At 66.7% G+C, this 15,616-nt stretch carries 12 protein-coding genes and 1 tRNA gene; 7 read left to right on the forward strand and 6 right to left on the reverse strand.

Annotation, left to right across the window (positions count from 1 at the left end; genetic code table 11):
* Positions 1 to 196: 196 nt before the first annotated feature.
* A complete protein-coding gene (locus tag LIW09_RS01235; RefSeq protein WP_256646182.1) occupies positions 197 to 592 on the reverse strand; it encodes a phasin family protein in 396 nt (131 codons plus the stop codon).
* Between the two features lie 148 nt (positions 593 to 740).
* The gene (locus LIW09_RS01240; protein ID WP_425507899.1) at positions 741 to 1,289 is read right to left on the reverse strand and encodes an RNA pyrophosphohydrolase; all 549 of its coding nucleotides are present in this window, start codon (positions 1,287 to 1,289) and stop codon (positions 741 to 743) included.
* A 121-nt stretch (positions 1,290 to 1,410) separates the two neighbouring features.
* Here LIW09_RS01240 and LIW09_RS01245 point away from each other — a divergent pair.
* Together LIW09_RS01245 and queD are read left to right on the forward strand one after the other, a co-directional pair.
* Positions 1,411 to 1,487, forward strand: a tRNA-Met gene (locus tag LIW09_RS01245).
* A 63-nt stretch (positions 1,488 to 1,550) separates the two neighbouring features.
* Positions 1,551 to 1,904, forward strand: coding sequence for a 6-carboxytetrahydropterin synthase QueD (queD, locus tag LIW09_RS01250; protein ID WP_256646183.1), 354 nt, complete (start codon positions 1,551 to 1,553; stop codon positions 1,902 to 1,904).
* Positions 1,905 to 1,913: 9 nt separating this feature from the next.
* On the opposite strand, the gene LIW09_RS01255 is transcribed toward queD, so the two are convergent.
* Together LIW09_RS01255 and LIW09_RS01260 are read right to left on the reverse strand one after the other, a co-directional pair.
* Positions 1,914 to 4,142, reverse strand: a complete 2,229-nt coding sequence (locus LIW09_RS01255) for an ATP-binding protein (RefSeq protein ID WP_425507921.1) — start codon at positions 4,140 to 4,142, stop codon at positions 1,914 to 1,916.
* Positions 4,143 to 4,183: 41 nt separating this feature from the next.
* Positions 4,184 to 5,878: an EAL domain-containing protein gene (locus tag LIW09_RS01260; protein ID WP_256646184.1), complete on the reverse strand. Its 1,695-nt coding sequence runs from the start codon at positions 5,876 to 5,878 to the stop codon at positions 4,184 to 4,186.
* 247 nt (positions 5,879 to 6,125) lie between these two features.
* Here LIW09_RS01260 and LIW09_RS01265 point away from each other — a divergent pair, with 247 nt between their 5' ends.
* The 4 genes from LIW09_RS01265 to LIW09_RS01280 are packed head-to-tail and all read left to right on the forward strand — an operon-like array spanning position 6,126 to position 9,087.
* Positions 6,126 to 6,830, forward strand: a complete 705-nt coding sequence (locus LIW09_RS01265; protein WP_256646185.1) for a DUF6776 family protein — start codon at positions 6,126 to 6,128, stop codon at positions 6,828 to 6,830.
* A 43-nt stretch (positions 6,831 to 6,873) separates the two neighbouring features.
* Positions 6,874 to 7,233 carry an iron-sulfur cluster insertion protein ErpA gene (gene erpA / locus LIW09_RS01270; protein ID WP_256646186.1) on the forward strand — a complete coding sequence of 120 codons (360 nt, stop codon included), beginning with the start codon at positions 6,874 to 6,876 and terminating at the stop codon, positions 7,231 to 7,233.
* 3 nt (positions 7,234 to 7,236) lie between these two features.
* Positions 7,237 to 8,169, forward strand: coding sequence for an NAD(+) diphosphatase (gene nudC / locus LIW09_RS01275; protein ID WP_256646187.1), 933 nt, complete (start codon positions 7,237 to 7,239; stop codon positions 8,167 to 8,169).
* 9 nt (positions 8,170 to 8,178) lie between these two features.
* Positions 8,179 to 9,087: a cobalamin biosynthesis protein gene (locus tag LIW09_RS01280; protein WP_256646188.1), complete on the forward strand. Its 909-nt coding sequence runs from the start codon at positions 8,179 to 8,181 to the stop codon at positions 9,085 to 9,087.
* A gap of 7 nt (positions 9,088 to 9,094) precedes the next feature.
* Here LIW09_RS01280 and LIW09_RS01285 read toward each other — a convergent pair whose 3' ends face one another.
* On the reverse strand, positions 9,095 to 10,999 hold the full coding sequence (locus tag LIW09_RS01285; protein ID WP_256646189.1) for an MFS transporter: 1,905 nt from the start codon (positions 10,997 to 10,999) through the stop codon (positions 9,095 to 9,097).
* A gap of 87 nt (positions 11,000 to 11,086) precedes the next feature.
* On the opposite strand from LIW09_RS01285, the gene LIW09_RS01290 reads away from it, so the two are divergent.
* Entirely contained in the window at positions 11,087 to 13,975 is a 2,889-nt protein-coding gene (locus tag LIW09_RS01290; protein WP_256646190.1) for a DNA methyltransferase, read from the forward strand.
* Here LIW09_RS01290 and LIW09_RS01295 read toward each other — a convergent pair.
* The gene (locus tag LIW09_RS01295) at positions 13,932 to 15,563 is read right to left on the reverse strand and encodes an electron transfer flavoprotein-ubiquinone oxidoreductase (RefSeq protein ID WP_256646191.1); all 1,632 of its coding nucleotides are present in this window, start codon (positions 15,561 to 15,563) and stop codon (positions 13,932 to 13,934) included. The two genes, LIW09_RS01290 and LIW09_RS01295, sit on opposite strands and share 44 nt — an antisense overlap.
* Positions 15,564 to 15,616: the final 53 nt, after the last annotated feature.

Consider the following 15,616-nt stretch of genomic DNA (forward strand, 5'->3'; position numbering starts at 1 on the left):
TTCGCAAGCTTAGCAGGATACTGAACTTGGCGGTGCAGCATTGTTGCCGCGGTCCGCCACGTTCGCCCGTGCCGTTGGACATGGGTGCACGATCACGCGAGCCACAAAGAAAAAGCCCGGCAGCTTGCGCTGCCGGGCTTTGGGCGCCGGAACCAGGGGGTCAACCGGCGCGCCGTCCCCAGGGGGAGGGGGGAACTTACTTGGCGGCCTTGGAGGCAGCCTTGGTGGCCTTCTCGACTTCGGCCTTGACCTGCGAGCTGGCTTGCTCGAACTGGGTCTTGGCCAGCGCACCGATGGCTTCGTTGGTCTTCACGGTGCCGGCGAAGGATTCCTGGGCGGCACCCAGGCTGCGCTCGGCGCTGGCACGGGCAACCTGCAGGCCCTTCGGCCACACGGCTTTCAGGCCGTCCGCATCGCGCACTTCAACCAGCTCGCCGGCAAAGGCGAAAGCGGCATTGACGTTTTCCTCGATCGCAGCCAGGTGCAGGCCAAAGGCCTTCTCGGCATTCTCGAGGGCCAGGCGGTTGAAGCTGGCAGCGACGTTGGCGAACTGGCTGGTCGCGGTGCTGAACTGATCATTGAACTGGTACATGGCGATCTCCTGCTTTGTTGTACCGGCAGGTGTGCCGGAGTTGTGCGGTGCAGCATATCCGGGCATTTGTTGCAATGCAACATTTCCTGGGCTGCAGTTGCAGTCCATTCAGCCGTGACAGGCCCGCAGGCTGGGGGGGGGCGGGCGCTCAGCGGTGGCGCGCGCGGCCCGCAACAGGCGGGGCCAGGGGCGCAGCAGGCGCCGGCACGGCCTGCGCGCCGGCAACCGCCCGCGCCAGCGGGGCCAGGTGCCCCAGTGCGCGCGCATACACACTGCGCTTGAAGGTCACCACATGGTGCTGTGGATACCAGAAATCCACCCAGCGCCAGTTGTCGAACTCCGGGGTGTCGGTCACGTCCAGGCGCAGGTCGGTGTCGGCGCCGCGAAACCGCAACAGGAACCAGACCTGCTTCTGGCCGATGCAGACCAGCCGCTCGCGATGGCGGATCGCGTGGACCGGCAAGCGATAGCGCAGCCAGCCGGGGGTGGTTCCCAGCACGTCCACGTGCTCCGGACGCAGCCCGGTTTCCTCGTGCAGCTCGCGATACATCGCTTCCAGCGGTGTTTCGTCGGTATTGATCCCGCCCTGCGGGAACTGCCAGCCATCCCGGCGCACGCGCCGCGCCCAGAACACTCGTCCATCCTCGTGCATCAGCACGATGCCCACGTTGGGTCTGAAACCGTCCGGATCGATCACGATGCGGACCCCGCAAGTCTTTGCCTGTCACGACTGTGCCAGTGACGCGGGCGGTCGGCAAGCCGTCCACGAATGATTTGACGGCGATGGGCGCACTGCGGATAATGATCGGCTCTGCGTTGGCTATGTAGCTCAGCCGGTTAGAGCACAGCACTCATAATGCTGGGGTCGGTGGTTCGAGTCCACCCATAGCCACCATCGCGCAGAACGAACTAACCCCGCGGATTTGCGGGGTTTTTTGTTTGCAGGCGGACGAGCCGGATGGATATTTTCAAGAGCTTCACCCTCGAAGCAGCGCATCGGTTGCCGAATGTCCCGGTGGGGCACAAATGCGCCCGCCTGCACGGCCATTCCTTCCGGATCGAACTGCACGTGTCCGGCGAGGTGGGCCCGCAAACGGGCTGGGTGATGGATTTCGCCGAGCTGAAGGCGGCATTCAAGCCGCTGTACGAGCAGCTCGACCACCACTACCTCAACGACATCGAGGGCCTGGAAAATCCCACCAGCGAGCGGCTGGCAATGTGGATCTGGGAGCGACTCAAGCCGTGCGTGCCGTTGTTGTCGGAAGTGGCGGTGCACGAAACCTGCACGTCCGGCTGCCGCTATCGCGGCTGAGGCGCCGGCTTAGCCGAGGGTGCCCGGCGGCAGCGTGGCCTGCAGGGCGGCGCGAACCTGCGCGAATTCGCTGACGATGCGTGCCACCGCCTGGCCGGGCTGGGCGAGGGTGCCGTCGCGCGCGCCATGTTCCAGGTCGCGCGCGGCATCGGCCAGCGTGGTGGCGCCGACATTCGCGCTGGAAGACTTCAGCGTGTGCGCGGCCACGCGCAGGGCGATCGGGTCGTTGGAAACCACCGCCCGCTCCAGTTGCGCAACCAGTCGCGGCGCGTCTTCCAGGTACACCGCGACGATCCGGTCCACTTCGCTGCCCAGCACGTCGCGCAGTTCACCCAGCACGGAGTTGTCCAGCACCGAGGGCGTGCGCGTCGCCAGCTGGGCTGCCGGGGGCAGCACGTCGGGCACGGCCATGTCGGTGCCTTTCCAGCGGTTGATGCACTGCTCCAGCTCGGCGCGCGTGACCGGCTTGGCGAGGTAGTCATCCATGCCCGCATCCAGGCATTTCTGGCGGTCGCCGGCCATCGCATTGGCGGTCATCGCCACGATCGGCAGGCGGCGCGTCGCCTTGCGCTCCTGTTCCAGCTCGCGCCAGCGCCGGGTGGCGGCATAGCCGTCCAGCACGGGCATCTGGCAATCCATCAGCACCATGTCGTAGCTGCCGGCATCCATCTTTTCCAGCGCCGCCTGGCCATTGCCGGCGGCGTCGCATTCCGCGCCCAGCACCTGCAGCAACCGCTGCGCCACCATCAGGTTGACCGGATTGTCCTCGACCAGCAGGATCCTCGGTTTTTGCGAGGGGTCGGTGCTGCTGGCGCGCGAGGCGGGTGCCGGATGCTGGTCATGATGCGCCCATGACACCCCGGAAGCGGACAACGCCGCGCGCAGGTCGGCATCCTCGGCGTTGCGCGGGATGATGCTGGCCGATCCAGGCAGATCCAGCGAAGTGATTTCGTCGCCGCGCAGGTACACCAGGCGCACCTCGCCGAACTGCTGGCGGCGTTCCATGTTGCGCGCCAGCGACAGCGCCGTGCTGCGGATGCTGGACAGGTCGGCCAGCACCACCGAGAACGTCCATGGCTCGCCTTGCGCATGCGCCAGGCGCAGGCGCTCCAGCGCATCGTGGGTGTTCTCGACGGCGGTGACCCGCAGACCCCAGTTGGGCAGCAGCATGGTCAGCCGCATGCGCAGCCGCGCATCGGTGGTGATCAGCAGCACGCGCCCGCCGTGCAGGTCTTCCTGTTGCGAGGGCATGTCGCCGGCGACCTTCAGCAACGGCGCTTCGAACCAGAACGTCGACCCCATCCCGGGCTGCGATTCCACGCCGATGCGGCCCCCCATCAGGGCGACGATGCGCTGGGAAATCACCAGCCCCAACCCGGTGCCGCCATACAGGCGGGTGGTGGAGGCGTCGGCCTGGCTGAACGGCTGGAATAATTTCTCGCGCACCGCCGGCGGGACGCCGATGCCGGTGTCCTGTATCTCGAAGCGGAGCTGGTGCTGGGCCGCGGTCTCGCCGATGCGCTTGACGCTGACGGTCACGCTGCCGCGTTCGGTGAACTTGATCGCATTGCTGACGAGGTTGCTGAGCACCTGTCGCAGCCGCACCGGATCGCCACGCACCGGCAACCGCACCGACGGGTCGATGTACAGGGTCAGGTGCAGGCCCTTGGCCTCGGCTGGGCGATCCATCAGCGTGATCACGCTGTGCAGCAGGTCGCGCAGGTTGAAGCCGGTGGTTTCCAGCTCCAGGCGGTCGGCTTCCAGCTTCGAGTAGTCGAGGATGTCGTCCACGATCCGCAGCAACTGCTGTGCCGACGCGGTGGCGGTCTTGAGGATTTCATGCTGGTCCAGCGCCAGCTTCGAGCTGGCCAGCAGGTCCAGCATCGGGATGATGCCGTTCAGTGGCGTGCGGATTTCGTGGCTCATGGTGGCCAGGAACTCGCCCTTCGCCATCACCGCCGATTCCGCCGCCTGCTTGGCCTGGGTCAGCTCCGTTTCCAGCTGGGTATGACGATTGATTTCTTTCTGCAGCGCGCTGATTTCTTCCTCGTCGCGGCGGGATTGCTCCGACTGCTGCAACAGCTGCGCTTCCTTGGCGCGCACCGTGACCGCGAAGGTGATGGACGCGAACAGCGCCAGCAGCGCCAGCACCAGCGCGATCATCTGCCACGGCCCCTGCACGCCCAGCTGGTCCACCGCCAGCGCCAGCGCCGCCCCGGCGGCGCCGCCCAGAGTCAGCCAGCGCGCGGTGGCCAGGGTCAGTCCGGCGGCATTGCTGTTCACAGTGCGGCGCTCTGGAAGTCGAAGTCGAGCGCCTGCTCGGGGCGCTGCACCAGGTTGCCCTGGATGAAATCGATCCCGCCCACCCACAGCGCGGCGGCGGCTTGCGGGTCTTCCACCGCTTGCCCAATCACCTGCAGGCCCAGCCGGTGCGCGCGTTCGATCACCGTGCGCATCTCGTCGTGCAATGCGGGCGGCAGCGGTTGCTGGGCGAAGTCGGCCGACAGGCGCAGATAGCCCAGCGGCAGCATCTGCAGCAGCTGGTTGCTGTCTTCGTTGCTGCGGAACTGGCTGAGGCAGAACTGCACCCCCGCCGGCACCAGCTGCTCGCAGAACTGCTGCAGCAGCACGGTGTGTACCACGGCGTCCTCCAGCCGCATGTCGATTACCAGCGACGGGCCGTCCACGCCGGCGCGCTCCAGCGCCTGTTGCAGCCAGCTGGCATAGCCGTCCTGGCCCAGCGTGCGCGGTGACTGCGACACGAACAGGCGAACCGGCTGGCTTGCGGCGCGGCGCTTCTGCAGCAATTCCAGCGCGTGTTCCATGACCCAGCGATCCAGCTGCGGCAGCAGGCCGCTGGCCTGTGCCGAGGGCAGGAATTCGCCGGCCTTGCGCACGTTGCCATCGGGGCCAAGCATCCGCACCAGCACCTGGAACTGGGCTTCGTCGCCGCCGGCCACGGCCACCACCGGCTGGAATGCCAGATACAGCCCGCTGCCGGCGGGCGAAAGCGCGTCGCGCAGCTCGCTGACCATGCTGTCGGTGACGGTGGCGGTGGGCGGCACGAATGCGGCGATGCCGGCCGGCAGCCCATGCGCTTCGCGAGTGGCGTCCTCGGTGGCTGCCAGCGCGGCGCCGGCGTCTGCGAAGCCGTGCTCCAAGGTGGTGTAGCCGACCGTGCAGCGCAGCCGCATGGTCTCGCCGTTCACGGTGAAGTCGTGATACCCGATGCCATCGCGCAGGCTGCGGGCATAGGTGTCCAGCCAGGCACGGTCGCGATCTTTCACCAGCACCAGGAAGGCGTTGTCGCTCAGGCGCGCGGCCGCATGCTCTTGCGTCAGGCTGCCGAGGAAACGGCCCGCGTCGTTGATCAGGGTTTCGAACGTGGCGTAGCCATAGTGACTGCGCAGCGCGAGGGCGTTGCCCAATTCGAGCAACAGCGCGCCGCCCGGGGCGCCGCGTGAAATTTGCCCGGCCAGCGCCTTCATCAACACCGGGCGGGTATGCAGGCCGGTCACCGGATGGCGGTCGAAGTCCGGCGCGGTGTGCATGCTGCTGGCCAGCGCGCGTGCGCGGCGAACCCGGCTTTGCACCGCCACGATCAGGTGGCGCGGCCGCACCGGCTTGAGGATGTAGTCGTCGCCGCCGTGTTCCAGCGCCTCAAGCTGCATTTCCGGGTCCTGATCCCCGGTCAGGAACACCACCGGCGTATGCACGAAGCGCGGATGCTCGCGAATCTGCGAGGTGAGGGTGGTGCCGCTGACGCCGGGCATGTGCAGGTCCATCAGCACCAGGTCGGGGTTGAAGCGCTCCAGTGCTTCCATCATGCGTTCGGGAACCGCCACCACCTCGGCCTGCATCCCCGCGCCGCGCAGGATCGCCTCGGCGAAGATCGCCTGGCTGCGGTCATCTTCGACCACCAGCACCCGGTAGGGCTGGGTATCCGTCGCGACCGCGTCCTGCGTGGTGCTCATGCGCATCGCTCCATGCGGGCGTCCGCTGCCCACGCACCGGGTGGTGTCACGAGCGCGGCTGGCGGGATGCAGTGGCAGGTTGCGGCAGGTGCGATGCGGGTTTCCATGAGGGGGCGGTGGAGGTTCATACGATGATTCTGACGCAAAACGCGGCAACATACGGCCGCGGGCGAATGCGTCTGGCTGCGGCCAGTCTATACGGCACTGCGGCTTGACGCAGGCCTGCGCTGGATGCCATATCCACGGCATGCCGAATGCCGCCCCGTCCGCACGCCCGCGCAATGCCGGTCATCCGCAGCTGGCGCGAGGTTTGCTGGTGGCCGCGGCGTTGCTGCTGGGGCTGTGGGGCGCCTGGCGCAGCTTCGCGCCGGCGCCGGCCAATGCGCGTGAACAGCTGGGCGCGCAGGCGAGACGGATCGACGCGCTCGAGCAGCAGGTGGCCACGTTGGCGCGTTCCGACCAGATCAGCCGGCAGGCCAATGCCGACCTGCAGGCCACCTTGGCCGAGCGCGACGAAGAGGTCGCCGGCCTGCGCGCCGACATCGCGTTCTATGAGCGGTTCGTCGGGGCCACCGGGCAGCGCCATGGCCTGGCCGTGCACGAATTGCGCCTGCAGCCGCAGCGCGACCCGCAGGTCTGGCATTTCGTCGCCACCCTGACCCAGAACCTCAATCGCGGCGCGGTCAGCAGCGGCCAGCTGCGATTGGCGCTGGAAGTGACCGATGGCGGCAGCATGCGCCGGCTGGACTGGAACGTGCTGCGGCAGCAGGCCAGTGCGCCCGGAGTTGCCTATTCGTTCAAGTATTTCCAGCAGGTCGAGGGCGATATCGTGCTGCCGCGCGGCGCCCGGCCGGTTCGCGTGCTGGTGCGCCTGCAGCCGGGCACCGGGCCGGAAGTGGAGACTCCGTTCAGCTGGAGCGCGGCGGCCGAGGTTGCCGGCGCCGGAGGTTGAATCGGCGGCGTTTGCGCCCCATCCTTGGCGGATGGACCTTCCAGTGCTTGATCTGAACGCCCCGGCTGCGCCGCCGGTTCCGCTGCGCTTCACTGCCAGAGCCGCCGCCAAGGTGCGCGAGTTGGTGGCCGAAGAGGGCAACAGCTCGCTCAAATTGCGCGCCTATATCCAGGGCGGCGGCTGTTCCGGATTCCAGTACGGCTTCGAGTTCGACGAAGGCCGCGACGAGGATGACATCGCTATCGTCACCGACGACGCCACCCTGCTGGTGGACCCGCTCAGCCTGCAATACCTGATGGGCGCGGAAGTGGATTACGTCGAGGCGCTGTCCGGCGCGCAGTTCGTGATCCGCAATCCGAACGCGAAAACCACCTGCGGCTGCGGCAGCAGCTTCACGGTCTGACGAATGACCGGGCGTTCCGGCGCATCGCCGTTTGCCTTTGTCGATGGCGCGCTGGATCGCGCCGACCACCTGCGCGACGACCCAGCCGCGCTCGCCGCCGCGTGGCCGGCTGCGTGCGTCATCGCCCTGGATGAAAACGGCCAGGCGCTGGCCGATGAACAGCTCAATTTGCGGGTCTTGAGTGGGGATGCGTTGCCCGGCGGGCCGCAGGGCCACACCTTCCTTGGCCTGCGCGAGGGCTGCGCCTGGTTCTTTGCCGAGGCACGCAACGCGGGCATTGACGCCCCCGCGCGCCTCGACCTGCGCCGTGCCGCCGCGCAGTGGCCGGCGTGGCAAGCGACGTTGTTCGCGCAGGCGCGCGCCTTGCAGCACTGGCATTGCCAACATCGATTCTGTGCGGCCTGCGGCGGCGCGCTGCGGTATCTGCGCGCGGGTTGGCTGGGGCGTTGCGATGCCTGCGACAGCGAGCATTACCCGCGTACCGACCAGGCCATCATCGTCGCGATCACCGACGGCCAGCGCCTGCTGCTGGGCCGGCAGGCGGGCTGGCCGGCGCGGCGCTGGTCGGTGGTGGCCGGTTTCGTCGAGCCCGGCGAAACCCTGGAGCAGACCGTGGCGCGCGAGGTGATGGAAGAAACCGGCGTGCGCGTGCATGCGCACACTGCGCGCTACATCGCCTCGCAGCCGTGGCCGTTTCCCGGCTCGCTGATGTTGGGGTTCATCGCCACCGCCGAGGCGGACGAGCCGGCGGCCAGCGAAGAGCTGGAAGACGCGCGCTGGTTCAGCGCAGACGATGTGCGCGCCGGGCTGGCCCGCGACTGGCGGCAGGCCGACGGCGACGGCGACGGCATCGTGCTGTCCGCGCCGATCTCCATCGCGCGGCATGTGATTGGCGTCTGGCTGGACGAGCACGACGCCGCCCACGCCAGCAAGTAAACTCCGGCCATGGCCGCCACCCTGCTCGCCGTCGTCACCGCACTCGCCATCGGGCACCTGCTGCCGGAACTGGCCGCCGGACTCCGCCAGCACGGCTGGTATGACAACTGGCTGCGCTGGCTCAACACCCAATTCCCGGAAGACAGTCTCTGGCGCGGCCGCTTCGGCATCGCCCTGGCGCTGGTGGTGCCGCTGCTGGTGACCGGCCTGCTGCAATGGGCGCTGGACCAGCCGCTATGGGGCTTGGTGGGGCTGCTGTTCGACATCGTGGTGCTGTTCTATTGCTGGGGCCCGCGCGATCTCGACGTGGACGTTGCGGCCATCCTGGATGCGCCCGATGCCGCCAGCCGGCGCGCCGCTGCCGCGCGCCTGTGGCCGGCCAACGGCAACGTGCAGCTGGATGGCGGCGCGCTGATCGAAGCCGTGTTCCGCAACGCCTTGCGGCGCTGGTTCGGCGTGCTGTTCTGGTTCTGGGTGCTGGGGCCGTTCGGTGCGCTGCTGTACCGGCTGAGCGTGCTCGCCGCGGAGCGTGATGAAGACATGCTGGCACCGGAGACCGCCCGTGGCGCGCGCATCTGGCTCGCGGTGCTGGAATGGCCGGTCACCCAGCTGATGACGCTGTCGCTGGCGCTGGCCGGCAACTTCGATGCGGTGGTCGGCGCCTGGCGCGACCTGGGAAAACCCAGTTTGATGCTCTGCAACGACCTGCTGGAAACCGCCGCGCGCGCGAGCGTGCGCAGCGAGATCGCCGAGGAAGTGGCCGATTACACCGAGTCCGGCATTTCCGCTTCCACCGCGCTGGTGGAAGCCTTCGGCGAATTGCCGGAACTGCGCGATGCCATCAGCCTGGTGTGGCGAATCCTGGTTCTGTGGCTGGCGTTGATCGCGCTGTTCGTGATTGCAGGCTGGGTGGGCTGACGCCGGCTCACGCCGCATCGCCGCGCAGCGCGCGCACCTTGGCTTCCAGCAGCGCGGCACTGGCCTCGTGGCCGGGCACCGGCACATCCGCCGCCACCTCGACGTGCGCGCGCAGCCGGCGCGGCACGCGCATGCGGCGCAGGCGCGAGTCGCGCTTGCTCCACATGCTGCCCCACATGTTGCGCAGCGCCAGCGGCACTACCGGCACTGCCTGCCCGCGCGCGGTGGCGCGTTCGAGGATTTTCTCCACCCCGGACTTGAACGGCGCGATCTCGCCGTCCTGGGTCAACGCGCCTTCGGGGAAGATGCACACCAGCTCGCCCTCGGCCAGCGCCGCATCCACCGCGTCGAACGCGTGCCGCATCACCTCCGGGTTCTCGCGCGCACCGGCAATGGGAATGGCCTTGGCGGTCTTGAACATCCAGCGCATCACCGGGATGTTGAAGATCTTGTAATACATCACGAAGCGCGCCGGTCGCGGGATGCACGCCGACAAGATCAACGCGTCCATGAAGCTGACGTGATTGCACACCAGCAGCGCCGCGCCCTCGTCCGGCACGTTTTTTTCGATGCCGTGCAGCTTCAGTCGATACAGCGTGCGCACCAGCACCCAGCTGAGGAAGCGCATCAGGAATTCGGGAACGATGGTGAAGATCCACAGCGCCACCAGCGTGTTGGCAATCGCCAGCGCGAGGAACAATTGCGGGATGCTCCAGCCCAGATAGCGTTGCACCGCGATGCCGATCAGCGCCGCCAGCACGATGAACATCGCGTTCTGGATGTTCATCCCGGCAATCACCTGCGCCAGTTCGTGTTTCGGCGTGCGGCTCTGGATCAGTGCAAACAGCGGCACCACGAAGAAGCCGGTGAACAGGCCCACGCCCACCAGATCCAGCATGATCCGCCAGCTGCCGGGCGCAGCGAAGAACTGCGCCACCGACAGCCCCGCCGCCAGCGCCTGGCCGGGGCGGGCGAAATACAGGTCCAGCAGGAACGCGCTGATGCCGAACGCGCCCAGCGGCACCAGCCCGATTTCCACGGTGCGCCCCGACAGCTTTTCGCACGACATCGAGCCAACCCCGGCACCCACCGAAAACAGCGCCAGCGCGAAGATGTACAGGTTCTGCGTACCGCCCAGGTTGGCCTGCGCATACACCGGCAATTGCGCGGTCAGCACCGTGCCCACGAACCAGAACCAACTGACCCCCAGCACCGCATTGCGCACCGCCAGCCGCTGCCGGGTCAGCGCCCAGATCCGCCGCGACGCGCGCACGATGTTCCAGTCCACGTTCAAGGCCGGGTCGCCGGCATCCACCTTGGGAATGCGCCGCGCCACCAGGTTGCCGGCCACCGCCATCGCGATCACCGCCAGCGCCGCCACCTGCGGGCCGTGGCTGCCGGCCAGCTGGAAAATCAGCCCGCCGCACACCATCCCCAGCAGGATCGCCAGCGACGTGCCCATCTCCACCAGCCCGTTGCCGCCGGTCAATTCCTCCGGCTTCAGCACCGACGGCAGGATGGAATATTTCACCGGCCCGAACAGCGTGGACTGCAGGCCGGTGCAGAACAGCGCGACCAGCAACACCACCATGTTCTGCAGCAGGAAGCCCACCGCCGCCAGCGACATGATGGCGATCTCCATCGAGGTGGTGATGACGATGAGTTTCTGTTTCTCCATCCGCGCGGCGATCTGTCCGGCGCTGGCCGAAAACAGGAAGAACGGCAGGATGAAAATCGCCGGTGCCAGGTTCGCATACAGCCCCATGTCGCTGCTGCTCACCGCCATGTATGCCAGCAGCCCGATGATCGCCTGCCGGTACACGTTGTCATTGAACGCGCCCAGCGCCTGCACCGTGAAGTAAGGCAGGAAGCGGCGCTGCGTGAGCAGGTTGAACTGGCTATGGCCGGACATGCACATCCCCATGTGTGGATGCGCCGAGAATAACGGATGCGGGTGGCGGTTCGCGTTCTTCGCTTATCCTGCAAGCAGGAGGAACCCATGCCGCTGAGTCTCAATGAAATCCGCGAGCGCGCGCGCGCGTTTGCCAAGGAGTGGGCCGGGGAAACCAGCGAGCGCGCCGAGGCGCAGAGCTTCTGGAACGACTTTTTCAACGTGTTTGGCGTGAAACGCCGCAGCGTGGCGATCTACGAGCAGAAGGCAAAGCGTTTTTCCGGCAGCCAGCATGGCCGCATTGACGTGTTCTGGCCCAGGGTCATGCTGGCCGAGCACAAGAGTGCAGGCGTCGATCTGGATGCCGCATACGAACAAGCGACCGACTATTTCGCCGGCCTGACCGAAAACGAACGGCCCCAATACATTCTCGTTTCCGATTTCCGCAGCTTCCGCCTGTACGACCTCGAAGGCGACACGATGCCGGTGGCATTTGCGCTGGCCGAGCTGCACAAGCAGATCGGGCGCTTCGGCTTCATCAGCGGCTACCAGACCCGCAGCTACAAGGAAGAAGACCCGGTCAACGTGCAGGCCGCCGAGCGCATGGGCCGGCTGCACGATGCGCTGAAGGCGGCGGGCTACGACGGCCACGCGCTGGAACTGCTGCTGGTGCGGCTGCTGTTCTGCCTGTTCGCCGACGACACCGGCATCTTCCCGCGGCAGAGCTTCCACGAGCTCATTGCCCAGCGCACCAGCGAGGACGGCGCCGACCTCGGGCTGTGGGTGGGGCGCATCTTCCAGGTGCTCAACACGCCGCCGGAGAAGCGCCAAACCACGCTGGACGAGCAGCTGGCGGAGCTGCCCTACGTCAACGGCCGGCTGTTCGAGGAGGTGCTTCCGCTGGCGGACTTCAACGCGCAGATGCGCGGCCTGCTGCTGGACGCAAGCCTGCTGGACTGGAGCCGCATCAGCCCGGCCATCTTCGGCTCCATGTTCCAGTCGGTGATGGACGCCAAGGCCCGCCGCAACCTGGGCGCGCACTACACCAGCGAAAAGAACATCCTGAAACTCATCGGCCCGCTGTTCCTGGACGGCCTGAAGGCCGAACTGGACAAGGCCGGCAACGACACACGCAAGCTGGCGCAGCTGCACAGCAAGCTGGCCACGCTGACCTTCCTCGACCCGGCCTGCGGCTGCGGCAACTTTTTGGTGATCGCCTACCGCGAGCTGCGCGCGCTGGAGCTGGAAGTGCTGACGCGCCAGTTCGCCACCCAGCAGTCGGTGCTGGCGCACGTGCAGGACCATGTGCTGGTGGACGTGGACCAGTTCCACGGCATCGAGATCGAGGAGTTCCCGGCGCAGATCGCGCAGGTGGCGATGTGGCTGATGGACCACCAGATGAACCTGCGCGTGTCCGAGCAGTTCGGCGAGAACGTGGTGCGCCTGCCGCTGAAGAAGTCCGCCACCATCGTGCATGGCAACGCGCTGCGGATCGACTGGAACGCGGTGGTGCCGGCGGAGAAGCTGCACTACATCCTGGGGAATCCGCCGTTCATTGGGCATCAGTGGCGCAATGCCGAACAGATGGCCGACATGGAGCGCATCTGGGGCAACGACGGTCGCTTCGGACGGTTGGACTACGTGACAGCGTGGTACCGGCTGGCGACGGACTACATGAGGACGGCTCTTGATCGTCATTCCCGCGAAGGCGGGAATCCAGCTCTTGAAAACAAACGCCAGAATCAAACGCTGGATCCCCGCCTTCGCGGGGATGACGGCATCAAGGCTGCCTTCGTCTCCACCAACTCCATCTGCCAGGGCGAGCAGGTCGGAATCTTGTGGGGCAACCTGCTGGCGCGTGGTGTGCATCTGCATTTCGGTCATCGCACGTTCCAGTGGACGAATGAGGCGCGAGCGAACGCGGCAGTGCACTGCGTCATCGTCGGTTTCGGCCTGCACGACGTTCCCGAAAAGTGGGTGTTCGAGTACGAGACGCCGAAATCGGAAGCGTTGGCGATCCGTGTGGACAACGTGAATCCGTATCTGGTCGGCGGGCCCAACGTGCTCTTGCCGTCACGAACCAAGCCGCAGCCGGGCATGCCGGAGATGTGCAAGGGTAGCCAGCCGACCGATGGCGGGCATCTGATCCTGACCGACGATGAAAAACGCGTGCTGCTGGCAGAAGAGTCCGCAGCGGAGAAGTTCATCCGACGTTACATCGGCGGAGATGAGTTGATCAACGGTGGCGTGCGTTGGTGTCTGTGGCTGAAGCACGCCAGTCCATCCGAGCTTGCGGCATTGCCGAAGGTGCGCGAGCGCGTCGCCAAAGTTCGCGACGCGCGCCTGAAAAGCCCTACGAAGCAAGTTCGCGACTATGCGGAGATGCCGACGTTGTTTACGCAGGATCGGCAGCCGGAAAGCACGTTTATGGCGCTTTCAGAGGTCTCATCCGAGAGCAGGCGCTACATGCCTGTTGGGTTTTTCAAAAGCGATGTGGTGCCGGCGAATACAGTGCAAATTGTGGTCGGCGCGACCGTTTTCCATTTCGGAATTATCAGCTCACGCATGCACTCCGCATGGACCGGGGTGGTCGCTGGCCGGCTTGAGAGTCGAATTCGTTACACACCATCTGTCTACAACAACTTCCCCTGGCCCGAGCCGCTCGATGACAAGGCCCGCGCCGCCATCGAAGCCGCCGCCCAAACCGTCCTCGACGCACGCGCGCAGTTCCCTGACGCAACGCTTGCCGACCTCTACGACCCGCTGACCATGCCGCCCGCGCTGGTCAAGGCCCACGCCGCGCTGGACAAGGCCGTGGACGCCGCCTACCTGGCCGCCGAAAAAGCCGCCGCCCGCAAACCGCCCAGACTGGACACCGACGCCGAGCGCGTGGCCTTCCTGTTCCAGCGCTACCAGGCGTTGACCAGCCTGCTGCCGGCCACCATTCGGCCGCTTACAAGTTCTGGTAGTTCGGCCCGGAACCGCCTTCCGGGGTGACCCAGGTGATGATCTCGTACGGGTCCTTGATGTCGCAGGTCTTGCAATGCACGCAGTTGGCGGAATTGATCTGCAGGCGCTTGCCGTGCGGGGCGCTGTCGTCGGCCACCATCTCGTACACGCCGGCAGGGCAGAAGCGGGTGCAGGGGTTGTCGTATTCCACCACGCAGCGGCCGGCGCAGATGTCGGTGTCGGCCACTTGCAAGTGCACGGGCTGGTCTTCGTCGTGTTCGGTGGCGGCGTAGTACACGGCGGCCAGGCGGTCGCGCGGTGCCAGCGTGCGTTCCACGTAATCGCGCGCCGGTTCCTGGTACTCGCCAAGCTTGTGCAGGGATGACCAGTCCGGCTTGTTCTTCAGCGTCCACGGCGACAGGCCGCCGGTCACCGTTTCCCAGGCCGCGTTGAGCATGCCGAACCACAGGCCCTTCTTGAAGGCGGGCTTGATGTTGCGCACTTTCTTCAGCTCGGCCATCGCGTCGGAGGCGCGCAGCTTGGCATCGAAGCCTTCCGCCGCGAGCCGCGAACCGGCCAGGTGTTCGGCGGCCAGCATGGCGCTGCGGATTGCCTGGTGGGTGCCCTTCACCTTCGGCACGTTGAGCAGGCCGGCGGTGTCGCCGATCAACAGCGCGCCGGGCATCTCGCACTTCGGCAGCGACTGATAGCCGCCGGTGACAATCGCCCGCGCGCCGGCCGACAGGATGCTGCCGCCTTCCAGCAGCGGCTTGACCATCGGGTGGTTCTTCCACTGCTGGAAGGCTTCCCACGGCTTGTATCCGGGATCGCTGTAATCCAGCCCGCTGACGTAGCCGATGGCGATGCGGCCCTTGTCCAGGTGGTACATGAAGCTGCCGCCATAGGTGCGGGTGTCGGCCGGCCAGCCGAAGCTGTGCACGATCTTGCCGGGGCTGACGCGCTCCTCCGGCACCTGCCACAGTTCCTTGATGCCGATCGAATAACCCTGCGGGTCGCAGTCGGCATCCAGCTTGAAGCGCTCGATCAGGCGCTTGGTCAAATGCCCGCGCGCACCCTCGGCGAGCACGGTGACCTTGGCGTGGATGTCGATCCCGGCGGTGTAGCCCGGCTTGTGCGACCCGTCCTTGGCCACGCCCATGTCGCCGATGCGCACGCCGATGACCTTGCCGGCGGCGTCGTGCAGGGTTTCGGCGGCGGCGAAACCGGGATAGATTTCGACGCCCAGCGCCTCGGCCTGCGGCGCCATCCACGCACACATCGCGCCGAGGCTGACGATCACGTTGCCCTTGTTGTGCATCCCCGGGGGCACCGGAAGCTTGCGCCCGCCGGTCTTGTCGAGCAGCCAGAACTCATCGTCGGCGGCATCGATGCAGATCGGCGGCGGGTTCTTGCGCCAGTCGGGCAGCAGTGCGTCCAGCGGGCCGGTCTCGATGACCGCGCCGGACAGGATCTGTGCGCCGATGGTCGATGCTTTTTCGATCACGCACACCGAAATACCGGGGTCGAGCTGCTTGAGCCGGATCGCCAGCGCAAGACCTGCCGGGCCTGCACCGACGGTGACGACGTCGTACTCCATCACGTCGCGCTCGATGGTGTCGGGGGTGGCTTGGCTCATGCGGTTCTCCTCGGGCATGGTCGCCATTGTCCGGGCTGGGACTGGAGCCGGCA

This window comes from Thermomonas paludicola, from assembly GCF_024498955.1.
Classification (GTDB): Bacteria; Pseudomonadota; Gammaproteobacteria; order Xanthomonadales; family Xanthomonadaceae; genus Thermomonas; species Thermomonas paludicola.